The 20,457-nt window shown below is 72.2% G+C and carries 17 protein-coding genes, 2 tRNA genes and 1 pseudogene; 8 read left to right on the top strand and 12 right to left on the bottom strand.

The genetic code is table 11. The annotated features are described in order from the left end of the window. Positions 1–2: 2 nt before the first annotated feature. From ACFYVL_RS13955 to ACFYVL_RS13930, 6 genes and pseudogenes are all read right to left on the bottom strand, one after another. Positions 3–1,271 (bottom strand): HD domain-containing protein, encoded by a 1,269-nt coding sequence (locus tag ACFYVL_RS13955; RefSeq protein WP_389244143.1) that lies wholly within the window; start codon positions 1,269–1,271, stop codon positions 3–5. Positions 1,272–1,708: 437 nt separating this feature from the next. Then, positions 1,709–3,052, bottom strand: a pseudogene (locus tag ACFYVL_RS13950) (HD-GYP domain-containing protein); the annotation flags it as partial. A gap of 199 nt (positions 3,053–3,251) precedes the next feature. Continuing rightward, positions 3,252–3,623 carry a mycothiol system anti-sigma-R factor gene (gene rsrA / locus ACFYVL_RS13945; protein ID WP_389244141.1) on the bottom strand — a complete coding sequence of 124 codons (372 nt, stop codon included), beginning with the start codon at positions 3,621–3,623 and terminating at the stop codon, positions 3,252–3,254. After that, entirely contained in the window at positions 3,620–4,288 is a 669-nt protein-coding gene (locus ACFYVL_RS13940) for a sigma-70 family RNA polymerase sigma factor (protein WP_384358528.1), read from the bottom strand. The genes rsrA and ACFYVL_RS13940 overlap by 4 nt, the downstream gene beginning before the upstream one ends. Before the next feature lie 250 nt (positions 4,289–4,538). Then, entirely contained in the window at positions 4,539–5,177 is a 639-nt protein-coding gene (locus tag ACFYVL_RS13935; protein WP_389244139.1) for an alpha/beta family hydrolase, read from the bottom strand. A gap of 93 nt (positions 5,178–5,270) precedes the next feature. Next, positions 5,271–6,092 carry an SOS response-associated peptidase gene (locus tag ACFYVL_RS13930; protein WP_389244137.1) on the bottom strand — a complete coding sequence of 274 codons (822 nt, stop codon included), beginning with the start codon at positions 6,090–6,092 and terminating at the stop codon, positions 5,271–5,273. Positions 6,093–6,195: 103 nt separating this feature from the next. On the opposite strand from ACFYVL_RS13930, the gene ACFYVL_RS13925 reads away from it, so the two are divergent. The 4 genes from ACFYVL_RS13925 (at position 6,196) to ACFYVL_RS13910 (ending at position 9,773) form a co-directional block, all read left to right on the top strand. Continuing rightward, positions 6,196–6,894: a M50 family metallopeptidase gene (locus ACFYVL_RS13925; protein WP_389244228.1), complete on the top strand. Its 699-nt coding sequence runs from the start codon at positions 6,196–6,198 to the stop codon at positions 6,892–6,894. 84 nt (positions 6,895–6,978) lie between these two features. Continuing rightward, the gene (gene aroA, locus ACFYVL_RS13920) at positions 6,979–8,319 is read left to right on the top strand and encodes a 3-phosphoshikimate 1-carboxyvinyltransferase (protein WP_389244135.1); all 1,341 of its coding nucleotides are present in this window, start codon (positions 6,979–6,981) and stop codon (positions 8,317–8,319) included. Positions 8,320–8,335: 16 nt separating this feature from the next. Further along, entirely contained in the window at positions 8,336–9,352 is a 1,017-nt protein-coding gene (gene rsgA, locus ACFYVL_RS13915; protein WP_389244132.1) for a ribosome small subunit-dependent GTPase A, read from the top strand. Between the two features lie 97 nt (positions 9,353–9,449). Beyond that, entirely contained in the window at positions 9,450–9,773 is a 324-nt protein-coding gene (locus tag ACFYVL_RS13910) for a DMT family transporter (protein WP_389244129.1), read from the top strand. A 93-nt stretch (positions 9,774–9,866) separates the two neighbouring features. Here ACFYVL_RS13910 and ACFYVL_RS13905 read toward each other — a convergent pair whose 3' ends face one another. Continuing rightward, on the bottom strand, positions 9,867–10,448 hold the full coding sequence (locus ACFYVL_RS13905) for a TetR/AcrR family transcriptional regulator (protein ID WP_389244127.1): 582 nt from the start codon (positions 10,446–10,448) through the stop codon (positions 9,867–9,869). A 152-nt stretch (positions 10,449–10,600) separates the two neighbouring features. Between ACFYVL_RS13905 and hisN the strand changes: the two genes are divergently transcribed. After that, positions 10,601–11,401: a histidinol-phosphatase gene (hisN, locus tag ACFYVL_RS13900; protein ID WP_389244124.1), complete on the top strand. Its 801-nt coding sequence runs from the start codon at positions 10,601–10,603 to the stop codon at positions 11,399–11,401. 216 nt (positions 11,402–11,617) lie between these two features. Beyond that, positions 11,618–12,022, top strand: a complete 405-nt coding sequence (locus ACFYVL_RS13895; protein ID WP_389244121.1) for a cyclic nucleotide-binding/CBS domain-containing protein — start codon at positions 11,618–11,620, stop codon at positions 12,020–12,022. Positions 12,023–12,146: 124 nt separating this feature from the next. Here the strand turns inward: ACFYVL_RS13895 and ACFYVL_RS13890 are convergent, their stop codons facing one another. Continuing rightward, positions 12,147–13,604 carry a catalase gene (locus tag ACFYVL_RS13890; RefSeq protein ID WP_389244119.1) on the bottom strand — a complete coding sequence of 486 codons (1,458 nt, stop codon included), beginning with the start codon at positions 13,602–13,604 and terminating at the stop codon, positions 12,147–12,149. A gap of 160 nt (positions 13,605–13,764) precedes the next feature. Here ACFYVL_RS13890 and ACFYVL_RS13885 point away from each other — a divergent pair, with 160 nt between their 5' ends. After that, positions 13,765–14,175, top strand: coding sequence for a Fur family transcriptional regulator (locus ACFYVL_RS13885; protein ID WP_389244117.1), 411 nt, complete (start codon positions 13,765–13,767; stop codon positions 14,173–14,175). A 157-nt stretch (positions 14,176–14,332) separates the two neighbouring features. On the opposite strand, the gene ACFYVL_RS13880 is transcribed toward ACFYVL_RS13885, so the two are convergent. From ACFYVL_RS13880 to ACFYVL_RS13865, 4 genes are all read right to left on the bottom strand, one after another. Then, a tRNA-Met gene (locus tag ACFYVL_RS13880) sits at positions 14,333–14,406 on the bottom strand. Between the two features lie 88 nt (positions 14,407–14,494). Continuing rightward, on the bottom strand, positions 14,495–16,396 hold the full coding sequence (locus tag ACFYVL_RS13875) for a tetratricopeptide repeat protein (RefSeq protein WP_389244115.1): 1,902 nt from the start codon (positions 16,394–16,396) through the stop codon (positions 14,495–14,497). Between the two features lie 194 nt (positions 16,397–16,590). After that, positions 16,591–16,664, bottom strand: a tRNA-Met gene (locus ACFYVL_RS13870). A gap of 79 nt (positions 16,665–16,743) precedes the next feature. Further along, a complete protein-coding gene (locus tag ACFYVL_RS13865) occupies positions 16,744–19,671 on the bottom strand; it encodes a UPF0182 family protein (protein WP_389244226.1) in 2,928 nt (975 codons plus the stop codon). A 167-nt stretch (positions 19,672–19,838) separates the two neighbouring features. On the opposite strand from ACFYVL_RS13865, the gene ACFYVL_RS13860 reads away from it, so the two are divergent. Then, a complete protein-coding gene (locus tag ACFYVL_RS13860; RefSeq protein WP_389244113.1) occupies positions 19,839–20,420 on the top strand; it encodes a PPA1309 family protein in 582 nt (193 codons plus the stop codon). Positions 20,421–20,457: the final 37 nt, after the last annotated feature.

Below are 20,457 nucleotides of genomic sequence, written 5' to 3'. Positions count from 1 at the left end.
GGTTACCCAGGTGGGGGCAGGGCGACTCCGCGTGCGAGGACACGCGCCAGGGATTCCACGACCTCGCTCTGGTAGTCGCATCCGGTGCCCGCACGCAGCGTTTCCAGCGCGTCCAGCGGGCCGGCCGGACCTCCCCCGCATTCCCCCGAGAGATCGACGTACGCGTTGACGGTACGGACAATGCGGGCGGTGAGCGGCTGGTCACGGTACGGATCCGCCTGCCGCTCCACCACTTCCGCGACCTCCTCGGGCACCCCGGTCTGCCGGACGACCGCGCCGCCGAGCAGCGCGATGCGCCGCTGGTCCTGGACGGGCAGCAGGGCGGTGGCGCCGGCCGGAACGGGGTCGACGAGCGAGAGCTGGCCGATGTCGTGCATCAGGGCCGCGTACTCCAGCAGCGTCAAGTCCTTTCCGGAGAGACCCAGTTCGCGGCCGACCGCGGCGGCGAGCAGGGCCACCCGGCGGGCGTGCCCGGGGCGGGTGTAGCCGGCGATCTCGGTGGCCCTGGCGAGCGAGGCGATGGTCTGCCGGTAGGTGTCCCTGACCTCCGCGTACCGCCGGAACGACAGCTGGGTGAGCAGCAGCGGCACGCAGAACACCGCCAGCGCCCACAGCCCCACCACGGCGACGGCCAGCGCCATCACGACCGAACTCGCGCACACCGCAGCCCCGATGCCGCGCAGCGCGCGCACCTCGTCGCGGAGCAGCGGCCCGTACGGGTGCCCGGTCCTGGCCCGTGCGAAGGCGGCGCCGAGCACCGCGTCGCACAGCCCCGTCAGCACCAGGAACACCACGAGCAGCAGGGCGAAGCCGGGGCCGTGGCCGACGAGTTCCTCCACGAGTCCGGAGTTGTACAGCGGCTGGAAGCAGACGGCCGCGAACGCCACGGTGAGCAGTTGCCGGGCCGCCCGGTCCGCTGCGGGTCCCCGGGCGGAGGCGGCGCCCGGTCCGCCCGGGGGCCACTCCGCGCAGCGGCGCCCGCGTGCCCGGCGGGTCGCGGCCCCGGCGCCCAGCGCCACCGCGGTCACGGCCACCACCTGGGGGACGCCGTGCGTGGTGGGTGTCCCGGCGCAGTGTCCGAGCAGTGCGTAGGCGAGTGCTCCGGCGGTGCCGAGCGGTGCGGGCTCACCGCCGCGGTGCGCCACCTCCCCGACCCAGATGAGCAGTGCGAAGGCCACCGCGATGCCCGGCTGTGCCGGGCCCGTGCGCAGGACCTCGGCCACCGCGCCCAGGGCCAGCAGTCCGGCCACCGTCCGTCCGGCCACCGCCACGGCGCTCAGCTCTTCCGGCGCTTCGGCTCGGCCCGTTCGTCGCGGGTCGCCGGGGTGACGGGTGCGGGCCGGGGCGGCGTCGGCAGGGGCGGTGCGGGCAGGGGGGAGGCGGGGAAGGGGGTGTCGGAGTGCGGAGGGACGGAGAGCGGCAGGAGGGAGAGCAGCGGGGCGGGGAGGCGTCCCGAGCACAGGCTCCAGCCCGACGCCTGCTCCAGCTGCGACCTGGCCCTGGTCCCCTGCTTGGTCCCCTGCTTCGTTCCCCCGTTCGCCCCCTGTTTCGTGCCTTGCTTCGTGCCCTGCTTCGTCCCCTGTGCCGGTTCCGGCTCGTGCGGGGTCCTGGATCTCGCCCCGGTGCGGGGCCGTGTCCTGGGGACGGGCAGGGGTTCGGGGCCGGGTCCCGGCCGGCAGCCGTCCGCGGGCGGCCCTTCGCCGCGGCGACGGGGCGGCGCGGTCGGGTCGGGGGCTCCCGCGGGCTCCCCGGGGCCGGCCGCCGTCGCCCCGACGGCCTCCTCGTCGGCCGTCACCGCCGGGTTCCAGCCCTCGCGGTCCAGCGCGGCGACCAGTGCGGCCACCATACGGGGGTCGAACTGGGTGCCCGCGCACCGCTCCAGTTCCGCCACGGCCGCCTCGACGGGGCGGGCCCTGCGGTAGGAGCGGGTGGAGGTCATCGCGTCGAAGGCGTCCGCCACGGCCACCACCCGGGCGAACTCGGGGATCCGGTCCCCGGCCAGCCCGTACGGGTAGCCGCTGCCGTCCATCCGTTCGTGGTGGTGCAGGATCGCCGCGCGCGCGTCCCCGAGGAAGCCGATGCCGCGCACCATCTCGTGCCCGTACTCCGGGTGGAGTTCGATGACCCGCCGTTCCTCGGGGGTCAGCGGTCCGTCCTTGCGGAGCAGCCGGGTCGGCACCCCGAGCTTGCCCACGTCGTGCAGGATCCCGGCGAACCGGAGCGCTTCGCGCCGCTCCTCGTCCATGCCGAGCTCGGCGGCCATCATGGCGGAGGCCCGGCCGACCCGTTCGCTGTGGCCGCGCGTGTAGCGGTCCTTGAGGTCGACGGCCTGGACGAGTGCGCGGATGGTGGTCTGGTGGGCGTCGTGCTCGCGCTGGTACTGGGCGAAGACCCAGCAGGAGAGGTACATCGGCAGGAGGACGAAGAGGGCGGCGGACGGCCCGTACGGGCTGCGCCACAGCACGGCCATCATCAGTCCGGCCAGGCCGTGCACCCCGTGCGGGGCCAGCGAGCGCACGAAGAGGCCGTGCCAGGCGGTCCGTACCGGCATCCGCTCGGCCGCGACCAGGATCGCGCCGTCGAGGAGGGTCAGTACGGCGCAGAAGCCGACCACCGCGGCCCCCGCGGGCAGGAGTGCGTACGGGAAGGCCGGGGGGCCGCCGCTTTCGCCGGGCCCGCCCAGCGCGCCCCACAGCCAGGCTCCGGTCCACACCGCGAGGGCCAGTTGGGCCGCCCGCCACACCCGGCGCGGGCCTGCCGGTGTGCGGGTGACCCGCCCGAGGAGCGCGCCGGGCACGGCGACCAGGGCGGCGGCCGAGGGCGACAGCAGGAAGACGGCGGCGAGCGGGACGGGGAAGAAGGCCCCGGAGCCGGCCGGCACGGTGATCCGCAGCAGGTTGCAGCGGGGCAGCAGCTCGCACGCGGCGTAGAGGGCGGCCAGCAGGGCGACCGCGTCCCAGGGGGTGCGGTCGAGGCCGGTCAGGACGGCGAGGGCCGCGACGATCACGGTGCCCAGGACACAGACCCGAGCTGCCGCCGGTAACGCTCGCACCCGTTCCCCCGCAACCCGTCGGTCCGCTCCGCTGCGGCGCCGTAGCCAAATCGTCCGTCAGGCTAGCGAGTTGTGGGCCGCCGAACGCGCAAAGGCCGCCGGTTCCCCCCATCGAGTGACGACGGGCCGGGAACCGGCGGCCTGGGTGCGTGCGCGTGGCGGTCCGGTGCGGCGGCGGTGGCCTCCGGTCGCCGTCCGGCTACTTCTTGGCCTGCTCGTTGACCGCGGCGGCGGCCGCCTCGGACGCGGCCGGAGCCGGGCCGGGCTGCGGGGCGAGCAGGTCGGGTGCGGCCACGTCCTGCTCGGGCACGGCCTGTCCGGCCCGGATCAGGTCGATCCGGCCGAGCACCTTGGAGCGCAGGTCGACCGGCACGTCGTCGGAGCCGCAGCACCGCTTGACGAGCTTCTTCACGGCCTGCTCCAGGCCGTACTTCTCCAGGCACGGCGAGCACTCCTCGAAGTGCTCCTCGAACTTGGTGCACTCGCCGTCCGGCATCTCTTTGTCGAGGAACTCGTAGAGATGGTCGAGCACCTCAGAGCAGTCCGTCTCGTGCGGATCTCCGCAGCTCATGAGCCCGAGCCTTTCGCGTCGTTCGACTCCCCGGACGCCGCTCCGGCACCGGCCGGCACCAGACCGCGCTCGCGGGCGTAGTCCTCCAGCATGCCGCGCAGCTGACGGCGTCCCCGGTGCAGCCGGGACATGACCGTCCCGATCGGTGTCCCCATGATGTCCGCGATTTCCTTGTAGGCAAACCCCTCGACATCGGCGAGATACACGGCGATGCGGAACTCCTCCGGGATCGCCTGCAGCGCGGACTTCACGTCCGAGTCGGGCAGGTGGTCCAGCGCCTGCGACTCGGCGGAGCGCAGACCGGTCGACATGTGCGACTCGGCACGGGCCAGCTGCCAGTCCTCGATCTCCTCCGAAGCGCTGCGCAGCGGCTCGCGCTGCTTCTTGCGGTAGGAGTTGATGAACGTGTTGGTGAGAATCCGGTAGAGCCAGGCCTTGAGGTTGGTCCCCTCGCGGAACTGGTGGAAGGACCCGTACGCCTTCGCGTAGGTCTCCTGCACCAGGTCTTCCGCGTCCGCCGGGTTGCGCGTCATGCGCAGCGCGGCGGAGTACATCTGGTCGAGGAAGCCCAGCGCGTCCCGCTCGAAGCGCGCGTTGCGCTCGGCGGTGGTCTCCTCCGCGTGGCCGGCTTCGGTCCCTGCGTCGGTCCCAGTGACCGGACCCACCTCCTTCAGCGCCGTGGCGAGCCCGAATGCGGACCCGCTCGACTCGGAGGATAGACGACCACCCTGCTTCCCCGCTGCCTGAGCGGGTACGGTCTTCGCCGCGGAAAGCACCGTCCACTCCAGGTCAGAGGCTTGCGGGCGGCGCGGGCAGATGGTGGAACCCATGCGGCGAACTCCCTCTCGTTTCTACGTCGGACGCTTGCGACAACAGTGGTCCGCCGCTCCGCATTCCCGGCCCGCCGGACCGGCCTCAGCGGCCCTTGCGCCCCATCAGCCACTTGCCCACGCCCTCGGTGATCACCCGGAGGGCCTCCTCCTGGCTGATCTCCGCCCGCTTGGGCACCGCGAACCCGTGGTCGCCGTACGGCACTTCCACCATCGACCCGCCCAGGGGCGGGAACTCGGCGGGCCGGCCGAAGGGGTCGTTGCCGCCCTGGACGACGAGGGTGGGCACGCCCGCGCCGGTCAGTTCCGCCAGCCGGGACTTCTCGGGCTTCCCCGGCGGGTGCAGCGGGAAGCTGAGCGCGACGACCCCGGCGGCGCCGAGTTCCGCGGCGGTGCGGCAGGCCACCCGGGCACCCGCGCTGCGGCCCCCGGCGAAGACCGGCAGCCCCTCCTCGGCCAGCAGGGGCCAGATGCCGCGCCACCCGGTGTCCAGCGTCTTCGGTGCGGGGGCGAGCTTCTTCCCGGCCACCCGCCAGGGCTGCTCGACGAGGGCCACGCCGATCCCTTCGCCGGGGAGGGCTTCGGCCAGGGCCCGCAGGTCCCTGGCCTCGACGCCGCCGCCCGCCCCGTGCCCGAGGGCGAGCACGCCCCAGGCCCGCTTCGCCCGGTACCAATGCACCCGGGCCTCTCCGGCCCCGGTCTCCACACCCACCACTCGCTCCATGCCCCCATCCTGCCGCGCCCCCACCGGGGACGCGGGGAACCCCGCGCGTACGGGGCACCTGTGCGGAACGGGGCCGCGCGGACCGGCACCGCCTCAGAACAGCGTGCCGACCTCCGGTCCCGCCAGCTCCGTCAGCAGCTCCGGCCCGTTGTTGCGGACGTTGCTCACCGCCGTCCCCACCGGGTAGGCCCGCACCAGGCCCGCCGCGGGCGGCACCAGCAGCCCCCGTACCTCCTCCGGCTCGGTGAGGGAGGGGTCAAGCCAGCTCGCCCACCTGTCGGGCGTCAGCAGCAGCGGCATCCGGGGATGGATCTCCGACAGCGAGGCAGGGCCGCCCTCGCCCGCCGGTCCCCCGGCCAGCGGCGTCGTCTCGGCCTCGGTGGTGATGATCGAGCAGGTCACCCACCAGGCCAGTTCGTGCTCGTCCGGCAGGGTCCGGTCGCGCCAGAACTCGTAGATCCCGGCCATCGCCATCACCTCGCCCCCGGCGGGCGTCACGAAGTACGGCTGCTTGCGGGCCCGCTTCTTCTTTCCCTCCTCCTCCAGCCCCCGCTCCGCGGCGCCGGTCACCCACTCGTAATAGCCGTCCGCGGGGACGATGCACCGCCGGGTGGCGAACGCCCGCCGGAACGACGGCTTCTCGTGCACCGTCTCGGCCCTGGCGTTGATCATCCGCGCGCCGCCGTCGGGCGTCTTCGCCCAGGACGGCACCAGCCCCCACTTCAGACTCCGCAGCTGCCGAACCGGACGGGGATCCGCTGCGTCCTTCACAGGACGCTCCAGAATCACCGGCACGTTCTTCGTCGGCGCCACGTTCCAGTCCGGCACGAAGCTCTCGGCCGGATCCCACTTCTCCACCTCAAAGAGTCCGGCGAGGTCTTCGGCCCCCCGGCTCACCGCAAACCGTCCACACATACTTGTCACACTGCCACGCCCGTACTGCCTTCAAGGAGCCGCCCGAAAAATGGACACCCTCAATACCGGCGTCTCCTCCGCCCTGGTCCTCGGTGCCACCGACATGGGCTCCCTGTGGGACCGGCTGACCGGCACCCAGCCCGAACCCGAGACCTGGCTGCTGTACGCGACGGCCGCGCTCGCCCTGCTCGTCGTCGTACCGCACCCGCTCTGGCGGCTGTCCCGCAACGCGATCACCATCGCCCACGAGGGCGGCCACGGACTGATCGCACTGCTCACCGGGCGCACCCTCACCGGCATCAGGCTGCACTCCGACACCAGCGGCCTCACCCTCAGCCGGGGCAAGCCCACCGGCATAGGCATGATCCTGACCGCAGCCGCGGGCTACACCGCCCCGCCGCTGCTCGGACTCGGCGGGGCGTGGCTGCTGGCCGCCGACCACATCACGCTCTTCCTGTGGCTGGCCACCGCGCTGCTCGTCGCGATGCTGGTGATGATCCGCAACGCGTACGGGGTGCTGACGGTGGTGCTCACCGGCGCCGCGTTCCTGCTGGTGTCCTGGCTGACCGGCCCCGAGGTCCAGGCCGCCTTCGCCTACACGGCCGTGTGGTTCCTGCTGCTGGGCGGGGTGCGGCCGGCCTTCGAGCTGCAGTCGAAGCGCAGGCACGGCGGGGCGCCCGACTCCGACGCGGACCAGCTGGCCAGGCTCACCCACGTACCGCCGCTGATGTGGCTGCTGATGTTCCACGTCGTCTCGCTGTGCGCACTGCTCGGCGGCGGTCGCTGGCTGCTGGGGCTGTAGGAGCCGCCCGACCGGGGCCATACGGGCCGTCCGACCGGATTCGATCAAGATCCGGCCCTCCCAAGAGCCATTAAAGTGAGGGTCATGACCGAAAGCGCCGTGCACCCTGCCCTCTGGCCCGCCCCTCACGCGAGCGGGGCCGTCGACGCGACGGTCACCGTGCCCGGCTCCAAGTCGGTCACCAACCGTGCGCTCGTGCTCGCCGCGCTGGCGGCCGAGCCCGGCTGGCTGCGCCGTCCGCTGCGCTCGCGCGACACCCTGCTGATGGCGCAGGCGCTGCGCGCGATGGGCGTGGGCATCGAGGAGACGGTGCCCTCCAGCTCCACCGCCGACGGGTCCGGCACCACCGGCGAGGCCTGGCGGATCATCCCCTCCGGCCTGCGCGGCCCGGCCACCGTCGACGTCGGCAACGCGGGTACGGTCATGCGCTTCCTGCCGCCCGTCGCCGCGCTCGCGGACGGCCCGATCCGGTTCGACGGCGACCCGCGTTCCTACGAGCGTCCGCTCGGGGCGGTCATCACGGCGCTGCGCACCCTGGGCGCCCGTATCGACGACGACAACCGGGGCGCGCTGCCCCTGACCGTCTTCGGCGGCGGCGCCCTGGACGGCGGCCGGGTGGAGATCGACGCGTCGTCGTCCTCCCAGTTCGTGAGCGCCCTGCTGCTGTCGGCCCCGCGCTTCAACCAGGGCGTCGAGGTCCGTCACACGGGCCCCACGCTCCCCTCGCTGCCGCACATCCGGATGACCGTCGACATGCTGCGCACCATCGGCGCCCAGGTCGACACCCCCGAGTCGGGGGGCGAGGCGAACGTCTGGCGGGTCACCCCGGGCGCGCTGCTCGGCCGCGACCTGACGGTGGAGCCGGACCTGTCCAACGCGCAGCCGTTCCTGGCGGCGGCCCTGATCACCGGCGGCCGGGTCACCATCCCGGACTGGCCGGAGCACACCACGCAGCCGGGCGACGCGCTGCGCGAGATCTTCACGGCGATGGGCGGGTCCTGCGAGCTGACCGAGCGCGGCCTGACGTTCACCGGCACGGGCACCGTGCACGGCATCGACTGGGACCTGAGCGAGGTCGGCGAGCTGACCCCGGGCATCGCCGCGGTCGCCGCCCTGGCCGACTCCCCGTCCACCCTGCGCGGCGTCGCCCACCTGCGGCTGCACGAGACCGACCGGCTGGCCGCCCTGACCAAGGAGATCAACGAGCTCGGCGGTGACGTCACCGAGACCGCCGACGGCCTGCACATCCGGCCGCGCACGCTGCACGGCGGCGTCTTCCACACCTACGACGACCACCGGATGGCGACCGCCGGTTCGATCCTCGGCCTGGCCGTCGCGGGTGTGCAGATCGAGAACGTGGGGACGACCGCCAAGACCCTGCCCGACTTCCCGGCCATGTGGTCCGACATGCTCGCGGGCAACTGACGGGCGGGCGAGGACCATGCGCCGCTACGGCAAGAACCCCGACGAGGACGACATCCGCGTCCGCCCCAACCGCAAGGGCAACCGCCCCCGCACCCACATCCGGCCCAAGCACGAGGACGCCCAGCAGGGCATGGTCCTCACCGTGGACCGGGGCCGGCTGACCTGCCTCGTCGAGGACCGCACCGTGGTGGCCATGAAGGCCCGTGAGCTGGGCCGCAAGGCCGCGGTGGTCGGTGACCGGGTGGGGATCGTCGGGGACCTGTCGGGCGCCAAGGACACCCTGGCCCGGATCGTCCGCATCGAACCGCGCTCCTCGGTGCTGCGCCGCACCGCCGACGACGACGACCCGTTCGAGCGGGTGGTGGTCGCCAACGCCGACCAGCTCGCCATCGTCACCGCCCTCGCCGACCCGGAACCGCGCCCGCGGATGATCGACCGCTGCCTGGTCGCCGCGTACGACGGGGGTCTGACGCCGCTCCTGGTGCTCACCAAGTCCGACCTGGCGCCCGCCGACGGACTGCTGGAGATGTACGTCCCGCTGGGGGTTCCGTACGTCGTCACCAGCCGCGAGGAGCTGGAGAACGGGGCGGCGCGCGACATGGTCCGCGAGCACCTGGACGGCCGGGTCACCGCTTTCGTCGGCCACTCCGGCGTCGGCAAGACCACCCTGGTCAACACGCTCGTCCCCGAGGAGCGCCGGCGCACCACCGGGCACGTCAACGCGGTCACCGGACGCGGCCGGCACACCACCACCTCCGCGCTCGCGCTCCCCCTGGCGGGCGAGTCCGGCTGGGTGATCGACACCCCGGGCGTACGGTCCTTCGGCCTGCACCACGTGGACCCCTCGCGCGTCATCCACGCCTTCCCGGACCTGGAGCCGGGGACGGAGGAATGCCCCCGCGGCTGTACGCACGACGAGAACGCGCCGGAGTGCGCCCTGGAGAAGTGGGTGGCGGACGGTCACGCGGATCCGGCCCGGCTGTACTCGCTGCGCCGGCTGCTCGCCACCCGGGAACGGCGCGAGGGCGACTGAACCGAACGCGTTTGCCCTGGCGTCCCTCTGGTAAAGGCATAATCACACCAAGCGAGGCGAAGCAGTCACCGAGGCGGGCTGACACGGGAGGCATTCAATGGCGTGGCTGCTAGTGGTGGTGGCCGGGATCCTGGAAACCGGCTTCGCCGTCTGCCTCAAGCTGTCGCACGGTTTCACCAGACTCTGGCCGACGATCGCCTTCGCGGCGTTCGCGCTGGGCAGCTTCGGGTTGCTGACCCTGTCGCTGAAGAAGCTGGACGTGGGCCCCGCGTACGCGGTGTGGACCGGTATCGGCGCGGCGGGCACCGCGATCTACGGAATGATCTTCCTGGACGACGTGGTCTCGACCCTGAAGCTGGTCTCGATCTCCCTGGTGATCATCGGCGTGATCGGCCTCCAGCTCTCCGGATCGTCGCACTGACTCCCGGCGTACGGGGCTCCGCGCACCGGATCTCCGCCACCTGACGCACCTGGGCACCTGGGCACCTCACGGGCCGCGCACCGGTCGCCCGCGTCAGCCGCCCGGCCCGGCCCCCAGCACGCCGCGCAGGAACTCCCCGACGCCGCCGTCGGGTCCCGGTGCCACCACCCAGGAGACCGCCACCCGCACCACCATCTCGACGGGCCGGTCCCCCTCGATCGCCGCCCCCGCCCGCTCCCGGACGGCCGCCACCACGTCCCCGACGCCCGGCACTCCTCCGTCCGCCCGCCGCTGGGCCGCGCCCGCGCCCGGCGCCGGGGCCGTGCGCGCCGCGCGTCCGGAGGGCAGCTGTTCGGGCCAGCAGCCGGAGAGCAGCGCACGCACCAGCGGGTTCACCCCGGCCGCCCGTACGATCCACTCGGCGACCCCCACCAGCCGGTCGGTGTCCGTACCGGCCCGCTCCGCGAGCACCCGGTCGACGCCCGCGAAGAAGCCGTCCGCCTCCCGCCGCACCAGGGCCCGCGCCAGCCCGTCCTTGCTGCCGAACTCGTTGTAGAGGGTCTGCCGGGACACCCCGGCCGCGGCGGCAACGTCGACCATGCGCACCGCGGACCACGGCCGCACCGCGAGCGACGTATAGGCGGCGTCCAACAGGGCTTCCCGGGCAGTGGGCACGACGTCACCTCCCGGTGCCAGCGTTGACGGCCCGTCACTCACTGTCAAGGGTGCCCGCACGGGGCGGCGGCCCGGCCCCGCCCTGCGTCCGCGCCCCGCCGCCCGCGGTCCCGTATGGCCGCCGCCGGAGCGCGGTCGATACTGTGGCGTGCATGCCCGACTATCACGATGACCTGCGCCTCGCCCACGTCCTCGCCGACGGCGCCGACGCCCAGACCATGGACCGGTTCAAGGCCCTGGACCTCAAGGTCGAGACGAAGCCGGACATGACCCCGGTGACCGAGGCCGACAAGGCCGCCGAGGAACTGATCCGCGGCCAGCTGCACCGCGCCCGCCCGCGCGACGCGATCCTCGGCGAGGAGTACGGCCTCCAGGGCACGGGCCCGCGCCGCTGGGTGATCGACCCCATCGACGGTACGAAGAACTACGTGCGCGGCGTCCCGGTCTGGGCCACCCTGATCTCCCTCATGGAGGCGGGCGAGGGCGGCTACCGTCCGGTGGTCGGCCTGGTCTCGGCGCCCGCGCTGGGCCGCCGCTGGTGGGCCGCGAAGGGCCTGGGCGCGTACACCGGCCGCAGTCTGACCTCCGCGAGCCGCATCCAGGTCTCCAAGGTGGAGAGCGTGGCCGACTCCTCCTTCGCGTACTCCTCGCTCACCGGCTGGGAGGAGCAGGGCCGGCTGGACGGGTTCATGGACCTGACCCGGGCCTGCTGGCGGACCCGTGCCTACGGCGATTTCTGGCCGTACATGATGGTCGCCGAGGGCTCCGTGGACATCTGCGCCGAGCCCGAGCTGTCGCTGTGGGACATGGCGGCGAACGCGATCATCGTGGAGGAGGCCGGCGGCAGTTTCACCAGCCTGGACGGTGTTCCCGGGGTCGACGGCGGCAACGCGGCGGCCTCCAACGGCCTGCTCCACCCGGACCTGCTCGGTTACCTCAACCGGGGCCGCTGAGCACTCCGGCAGGACACCTGAGCCACTTGAGGGGCGTGTGACGTTCTTTTACGCGCCCCTCAACTTGCCTCTACCTCCCCCTTGTTGACCCCTCGCGGGCCTGCCACTCTGAAAGTTCACCCACTTGTGAACTTGTGAATCCTTTCTCGCGCGGGCCGCTCAGCCGAACCGTCCGCACGGAGAGGGGAGTTCACCCCCTGGAGGTGGCTCAAGTCCATGCTCGTACGCGATGCCATGAGCACGATGGTCCTCACCATCGGCCCCGCCCACACCCTCCGCCAGGCCGCCCGGCTGATGTCCACCCGGCACGTCGGGGCGGCCATCGTCCTCGACACCGACACCAGTGGACTCGGCATCCTCACCGAGCGCGACCTGCTCGTCTCGATCGGCGCCGGCCAGGACCCCGACCTGGAAACCGCCGGCGCCCACACCACCACCGACGTCGTCTTCGCGTCCCCCGCCTGGACCCTGGAGGACGCGGCCGAGGCCATGGCGCACGGCGGTTTCCGCCATCTGATCGTGCTGGACGAACAGGGCGAGGCGGTCGGGGTCGTCTCGGTCCGCGACATCATCCGCTGCTGGGCCCCCAGCCGCCGCCACCCGGCCTCCCTCGCGGGCTGACCGGGAGCGGGGCCGGGCCCCTGCCGTCACCGCACCACGAAGAGGCCGGTGTGCCGGGCCCCCGAGGGGGTCCGGCACACCGGCCTCGGCCCGTCCCGGCCGGCAGCCGCCGGCCGTGCCGTGCCTACTTGCTGCGCAGGGCCTGGACCGCGGCCTCCAGGCGCTTGCCGAAGTCGCCGTCCGCCTGGCGGAAGTTGCCGACCGCGCGCTCGGCGATGTCGTCGCGCGAGACGCCCGCGATGAAGCCCGCCAGGTTGTCGATCAGGCGGCCCTTCTCGTCCTCGGACATCAGACGGTAGAGGTTGCCCGCCTGCACGAAGTCGTTGTCCTCGGCGTGGCTCGGGGCCTCGTGGTTGCCCGTCGCACCGGTGACGTCGACCGGCTGCCACAGCGGCTTGTCCGTCTGGAACGGGCCGCCGAAGCTGTTCGGCTCGTAGTTCTTGGCGCCGTTGTGGCGGCCGTCGTAGAGGTAGCCGTCACGGGAGTTGGTGCGCGCCTCGGTGGCGTGCGGGCGGTTCACCGGCAGGTGGTCGGCGTTGATGCCGACGCGGTAGCGGTGGGCGTCGCCGTACGCGAAGAGACGGCCCTGGAGCATCTTGTCCGGGGACGGGCCGATGCCCGGCACGAAGTGCGCGGGGCTGAAGATCGACTGCTCGACCTCGGCGAAGATGTTCTGCGGGTTGCGGTTCAGCTCCAGCTTGCCGATCTCGATCGGCGGGTAGTCCTCGTGCGGCCACACCTTGGTGAGGTCGAACGGGTTGAAGCGGTACGTCGCCGCCTCGGCAGCCGGCATGATCTGCACCTGCACCGTCCAGGACGGGAACTCGCCGCGCTCGATGGCCTCGCGGAGGTCGCGCTGGTGGCTGTCCGGGTCCTCGCCGGCGAGCTTGGCGGCCTCGTCGGCGGTGAGGTTCTTGATGCCCTGGTCGGTCTTGAAGTGGTACTTCACCCAGAAGACCTCGCCCTGGGCGTTGTTCCACTGGTAGGTGTGCGAGCCGTAGCCGTTCATGTGGCGCAGCGTGGCCGGGATGCCGCGGTCGCCGAAGAGCCAGGTCACCTGGTGGGTGGACTCCGGGCTCAGGCCCCAGAAGTCCCACACGTTGTCGGCCTCCTGCGAGCCCGTGTAGGGGTCGCGCTTCTGCGTGTGGATGAAGTCCGGGAACTTGATGGCGTCCTTGATGAAGAAGACGGGGGTGTTGTTCCCGACCAGGTCGTAGTTCCCCTCCTCCGTGTAGAACTTCAGCGCGAAGCCGCGCGGGTCACGGACGGCGTCGGCGGAGCCGAGGTTGCCGGCGACGGTCGAGAAGCGCAGGAAGGTCTCGGTCTGCTTGCCGACCTCGGAGAGGAACTTGGCGCGCGTCCACTGCGAGACGTCGCGGGTGAGCGTGAAGGTGCCGTACGCACCGGCGCCGCGGGCGTGCACCACGCGCTCCGGGATGCGCTCGCGGTTGAAGTGCGCGAGCTTCTCCAGCAGTGCCTGGTCCTGGACGAGAACCGGCCCGCCGATGCCCGCCGTCTCGCTGTTCTGGTTGTCGGCGACCGGCGCGCCGGCCTCGGTGGTGAGCGGTCCCTGCGACGTCACGTGCGCCTCCTGCGTCGTTGCTGCTGCGCCGTTGCCGACGCATGTCCTGTCCCTGGCGTATCGCCAGTTCCGATCCTACAATGGACATTGTCTAAGTCAAGCGAGCATCCAGATTCACACCCGTTCGGGATTACGGTCCCCCGCTGTTAGGCTGGTTGGCATGAGTGACCTGTTGGAACGACTGCGCGGGCGTGGCTGGCGCATGACCGCACAGCGTCGCGTCGTGGCCGAGGTCCTCGACGGGGACCACATGCACCTGACCGCCGACGAAGTGCACGCGCGTGCCGTCGCCAAGCTGCCGGAGATCTCCCGCGCGACGGTGTACAACACGCTGGGCGAGATGGTCTCCCTCGGCGAGGTCATCGAGGTCTCCACGGACCGCCGCGCCAAGCGGTACGACCCGAACGCGCACCGCCCCCACCAGCACCTGGTGTGCGCCCGCTGCGGCGCCATCCGCGACGTGCACCCGGCGGGCAACCCCCTGACCGACCTCCCGGACACGGAGCGCTTCGGCTTCACCATCTCCGACGTCGAGGTCACCTACCGGGGCATCTGCCCCAACTGCGCGTAGCACCCGCACCCGGCACCGGCCGGGCGGCCCCACCGCCCGGCCCACGCACACTCGGCTCACCCGCACCCGGCTCACGCACAGACACGCGCGGCCCGCACCGGCACGCAAAAAACCTGAGGCCCGGAACTCTTTCGAGTTCCGGGCCTCAGGCCTTCAGTAGCGGGGACAGGATTTGAACCTGCGACCTCTGGGTTATGAGCCCAGCGAGCTACCGAGCTGCTCCACCCCGCGTCGGTAGACCCAAGCCTACGCCCCACCCCCGACCAGCGCAAATCCATAGCCCGGCGCACCCCGCGGAGCCCCGCGCCCGCGCCCGCGGCTACGCCGTCAGTTCCTGCTGCAAGGCGTCCCGCAGCCGGGCCGCGCGCTCCGCGACCTCCGCGGGTCCCAGCTCCACGGCCCGTACGCACCAGCGCTCGCCCTCGCCCAGCTCCCCCCGCCGGGCCGCGAGCAGCGCCAGCCGCAGCGCCGCGCGCCCGTGCCCGGCGTGGGCGGCACGCGTCCACCACAGCTGCGCCTCGGGCTCGCGGCCCTCCCGGGCGAGCAGCAGCCCGAGGTTGAAGGCCCCGCCGAGGCTGCCCGCCTCGGCCGCCTCCCGGTACCAGCGCGCGGCGCCCTTCATGTCGCCCCGCCCGGCCGCCAGCATGCCGACCCGGACCTGGGCGCGGCGGTGCCCCTGCTCGGCGGCCCGCTCGTACCACTCCTCGCACTCGGACTTCTCGTCGACCGGCTCCCCGAGGACGGGCGGTCCGGGCGGCGGCTGCCGGGAGTCGAGCAGCATGCCGAGCCGGAAGGCTCCTTCGGAGCTGCCGCCGCCGGCGGCCCGCCGCAGGTGGATCTCCGCGTCGCCCTCGTCACCCTCGCGCAGCAGCGCGATGCCGACCTGGAGCGCCGCTTCGGTGTGCCCGGCGGCGGCGGCCCGCTCGTACCACTCCAGCGCGCCCTCCTCGTCCCCGCGGCCCGCGTACAGGATCCCGAGGTTGAAGGCGGCGTCGACGCTGCCCGCCTCGGCCGCCTTGGAGAACCAGGGCTCGGCGCCGGAGGGGTCGCCGCCCTGGAGCAGCAGGATGGCCAGGGCGTTGGCGGCCTCCCGGTGGCCGGCGTAGGCGGCGCGCCGGTACCACTGCTCGGCCTGCGGGGTGCGCCCCTGGGCGGCGCAGAGCAGCCCGAGGTTGTAGGCCCCGTTGATGTCCCCGGCGTCCAGGGCGGCCCGGTACCAGCGCTCGGCGGTCTGCTGCTCGCCGCGGGCGGCGTGCTGGGCGCCCAGCGCGTTCGCCGCGTTCCCGTCGCCGTCCTGGGCGGCGCGCAGCCACCAGACGGCGGCGCTCTCCTCGTCGCCCGCGTCCCGCAGCAGGAAGCCGAGCGCGCAGGCCGCGCGCGGTTCGCCGTCCTTGGCGGAGGTCAGGTACCAGCGCCCGGCCTCCTTGAGCTCGCCGCGGGCCTCCAGGATGACGCCGAGGTGCAGGGCGGCACGGCGGTGGCCGCGCGCGGCGGCCTGCCGGTACCACTGCTCGGCCTCCAGCTCCGGGGGCTTCTCGCCGGTGGCCGCGGGGTCGGTGTGCAGCATGCGCGGGTCGGTGTCCCAGGTGATGCCGCGCCGGCTGGCGACGTCGGCGGCGGCTCCGCCGCCGGTGGGGGTGCCCGCCCTGCGGTCCAGGAGGCGGGCGAGGCGGTACGCGGCCTCGCGGTGGCCCTGCTCGGCGGCGGCGCGCAGCCAGCGCTCGGCGCCGACGTCGCCGCGGTGCTCCAGCAGGTCGGCGAGGGCGTAGGCGCCCAGGGCGTGGCCGTGCTCGGCGGACTGGCGCAGCCAGTACTCGGCGGCTGGCTCGTCGCCGCGCTCGCGGTAGTGGCGGCCCAGGGCGTGGGCGGCGGGGGCGGATCCGGCCACGGCGGCGACGCGCCACCAGCCGGCGGCCTCCTCCGCGTAGCCGCGCTGGTGCAGCAGGACTCCGAGGTTGTTGGCGGCGGCCCGGTCGCCCTCCGCGGTGGCGGCGCGCAGGAAGGGCTCGGCGCCGTCGAGGTCGCCGCGGCGCAGCAGCAGGGAGCCGAGGACGCTCATGGACTCGGCGTCGCCCGCCGCGGCGGCGATCCGGTGGCGTGCCTCGTCCTCCGCCGTGGCGGTGTCGGTGCCGTCGTCGGTCCTTCTCAGTTCCGGCCGGCCCGGTTCGGTGTGCCCTGTCTCAACCTGCCCCGTCTCCAACAGAGTTGCCCTGTCCCCCATAGTTTTCATCGTCGCACCACCCGCAACCCCGGTACACCTGGTATACCGCAGCCCTTGAGGTCACTACAGCGTTTTGTCGACATGCCCACAGGGCGACAAGTCAAACACATTCGGTGTCGGGACATCCTGCGAGGGCCGCCCCTCGCACACGACGAGGGCCCGGATCCTCAATGGATCCGGGCCCTCGTCTTCAGTAGCGGGGACAGGATTTGAACCTGCGACCTCTGGGTTATGAGCCCAGCGAGCTACCGAGCTGCTCCACCCCGCGTCGTTGTCGGGCAACCGTACCACGACGCGGGCTGCGGCAGTTCCGCGACACTTGCCGGAACTGCCGCTGTGACCTGCGGCTACTCGTTCTTCGCGGGGTCCGTCGACTCCTTGGGATCAGGCGTGGCCTTCGGATCCTTCGGGGTCTTCGAGTCCTGCTTGGCCGGCGGGGCGGCCTTCTCCGCGTCCGCCGCCCGCTGCAGGGCCTCCTGCAGCTTGTCCTGGGCCTTGCCGTAGGCCGCCCAGTCCTGCTTGGCGAGCGCCTTCTCGCCCTCCTCGTACGCCGCCTGGGCGTCCGCGATGGCCTTCTGGAGCGCGCCCGAGCCGGTCGCCGGGGGCTTGGTGGTGCCGTCGCCCTGGTCCGGTGGCGTCTCCGCTCCCTTGTCGCCGAAGACCGCGTTGAGCGCCTCCGTCAGGGAGTTCTTGAAGACGGTCTCCTTGCCGTACGACACGGCGACCCTCTTCAGCAGCGGGTACTGGGCGTTGTTGCCCTGTGCGTACACCGGCTCGACGTACAGGAACCCGTCGTTGAGCGGGATCGTCAGCAGGTTGCCGTACTCGATGTCCGAGTTGGCGCCCTTCATGTTGCGGACGAACTCCGCGACGTCGGAGTTGGAGTTGAGCCGGTTCTGCACCTGCTGCGGCCCCGGGACGTCCTGCGTCACCCTCAGCAGCTTTATCGTGCCGTAGCTCTTGCTCGCGGCATCGGCGTCGACCGCCATGAACCCCCCGAGGTTGGGGCGTCCGTTGGGTGTGAAGGTCGTCGTCAGGGAGAACTTCTGCGCCGTGTCCCCGGGCATCTTCAGGCTCAGGTAGTACGGCGGCACCGCACCCTTGGCGTCGGTCGTCGGGTCGTCCGGGACCTGCCAGGCGTCGGAGCCCGCGTAGAACGTGGCGGGGTCCTCGACGTGGTAGCGGGTGAGCAGCTCGCGCTGGACCTTGAACATGTCCTGCGGGTAGCGCAGGTGTTCCATCAGCTTCGGCGGGATCTTGGTCTTGTCCTCGACCGTGCCCGGGAACGCGCTCTTCCAGGTCTTGAGGACCGGGTCCTTCTCGTCCCACTCGTAGAGCTTGACCGAGCCGTCGTACGCGTCGACGGTCGCCTTCACCGAGTTGCGGATGTAGTTGACCTGGTTCTGCTGGGCGACCACGGCGCGCTGGTTGTTGGTCAACGAGTCCGTCGTGGTGTCGCCGAGCGTCGTGCGCGACGCGTACGGGTAGCCGTTGGTCGTGGTGTAGGCGTCGACGATCCACTGGATCCGGTCGCCGATGATCGCCGGGTAGGCGTCGCCGTCGATGGTCAGCCAGGGGGCGACCGCCTCGACGCGCTGCTTGGGCGTGCGGTTGTAGAGGATCCGCGAGCCCTCGCCGATGGCACCGGAGTACAGGATCTGCGGCTCGCTGAAGGCGACGGCGTAGGCCGCGCGGTTCAGCGGGTTGGAGAGGTTGACGCCGCTGTTGCCCTTGTACGAGGTGGTCTTGGTGGGCTCGCCGTTCTTCTCGTAGTCGAGCTCCTGCTGCGGGCCGCCGACGATCGAGTACTGCTCGGTCTTCTCGCCGTAGTAGATCCGCTGCTCGTACGTGCCGAGGTTGCCCGCGGAGGGCAGGCCGGCCTCGGTGAAGTTCGGGCCGCCCTCGGTGTCCGCGTTGACGGACGTGCCCTTGGCCGCGACCGCGCCGTAACCGTGGGTGTAGGTGAAGTGGTCGTTGATCCAGTTGCGCTTCGGGATGCCCTTGAGGTCCAGCTCGCGCAGGCCGATGACGGTGTCCTGACCGTTGTAGCGGTCCACGTCGAGGGTCTGCGGGAACTGGTAGTACTTCCGCTCCTGCTGGAGCTGGCGGAAGGTCGGGGAGACCACGTTCGGGTCGAGCAGGCGGTAGCTGGCCGCCGTGTCGGCGTCCTTGCGCAGCTTCGCGTTGTCGCCGCCCTCGCCGCCGCCCTTGTAGTCGCTGACCTTGGCGCCGTCGATCGCGTACGCCTTGCGCGTCGCGTCGATGTTCTTCTCGATGTACGGCGCTTCCTTGGCCTGCTCGTTCGGCTGGACCTGGAACTTCTGCACGATCGCCGGGTAGAGCCCGCCGATCAGGATCGCCGAGAGCACCATCAGGCCGAAGCCGATGACCGGCAGCTGCCAGGTGCGGCGCCACAGCGTCGCGAAGAACAGCACGGCGCAGATGACGGCGATGCAGAACAGGATCGTCTTGGCCGGGAGGTAGGCGTTGGCGTCGACGTAGCGCAGGCCCGTCCAGTTGCCGGTGGCCTTGAAGTCACTGGACTTCACCGCGAGCCCGTACCGGTCGAGCCAGTACGCGACGGCCTTCAGGGCGACGAAAATGCCGAGCAGGACCGAGAGGTGCCCGGTGGCGGCGGCGGTCGCGCGCGCGCCGGGGCTGGTCAGCCGCAGTCCGCCGTACAGGTAGTGCACCAGGGCGGCGGCGACCAGCGAGATCACCGCGGCGGCGAACCCGAAGCCGAGCAGGAAGCGGTACCACGGCAGGTCGAACGCGTAGAACGCCACGTCGAGGCCGAACTGCGGGTCCTTCTGCCCGAAGGGCACTCCGTTGACCGACAGCAGCCAGGTGCGCCACTGGCCGGAGGCGGAGGCTCCGGCGATCAGCCCGACGAGGGCGGTGATCGCGATCAGCACCCACTTCTTGAACGGCGCGAGCCCCATCCGGTAGCGGTCGAGGCTCTGCTGCTCCATCGACATCGCGCTGAGCGGCGGCCGCAGCCGGTGCGCCAGCCAGATGTTGACGCCGACGGCGGCTGCCATGAGCAGACCGAAGACGACGAACAGGCCGACCTTGGTCCACAGGGTGGTGGTGAAGACGGACGAGTACTTGACCGATCGATACCAGAGCCAGTCGGTCCAGAACCCCGCGAACATGACGAACGCCATGGCCAGCACGGCCAGGACGCCCAACGTCATGAGCAGGGTCCGGGCGCGCCGGGAGGGCCGGCCCACTCTGATCCGTGGCCCGGTCGGGCCTCCGCCGCGGTCCGGCATCTGGAAAGCCAACGTGCGCACCTCGAAGTTCGCTGTGTTGTTTGCGGTGTAAAGCGGTCTGTTACTGGGTGGAGCCGGCCCCGCGATCGTAAGGGCCGTACCTATGCAACTTACTGAAGCTTTACTCAGTTCCCGCTTTGGGGGCCGAAGGAGGCAGGATATTCACCATGTCCAACTCCTCCCCCTCAGACCACACCCCTTCGATGCCCGCGCCGGGCACGCCGATGGCCGCGAGCCCGCTCACCCGGGCCGTGCTGGAAATCGACGAATACGCGTCGGGCCTCGGCTGGGACAAGCCCGCCCGGCTGTTCGCCCTGGTCGACACGGCGAAGCTGCGCAAGCAGGAACCGGGGCTCGCCTCGCAGCTCGGCATCGACGCGGCGAGCGCCGCCGGGTTCACCCCGATCGAGCAGGAGGAGATCCCGCGCGGCAAGGCCCTGGACGAGTTCCTCGGCACCATCGCCTGGCCCGGCTCGGTGGCCGGCTGCGCCCTGACGGTGGAGCGGCTGATGCTGCCGCCGTCGGCGGAGGCGTCCGTGCCGGAGGGCATGAAGGGCAAGCAGCTCACCAAGTGGGTCGCCGCGCACCCGGACCGCCAGGAAGTGCGGATGACGGTGGCGGTGCTGCGGGGCGGGGCGCGCGAGTCGGCGATCCGGCTGCGCGAGAAGGACTCGCCGAACGAGGTGCTGACGGGCCCGGACCTGGTGCCGGGGCTGGCCGAGGCGCTGGCCGCGACCTTCGAGTCGTAACCCCCGCGCCGGGGCGGCGAGGGGCGCCCGCCCCTGC

Source organism: Streptomyces sp. NPDC004111 (assembly GCF_042874215.1).
Lineage (GTDB): Bacteria > Actinomycetota > Actinomycetes > Streptomycetales > Streptomycetaceae > Streptomyces.
The sequence above is the reverse complement of the archived record's forward strand: the minus strand, read 5'-3'. Positions and strand labels throughout refer to the sequence as shown.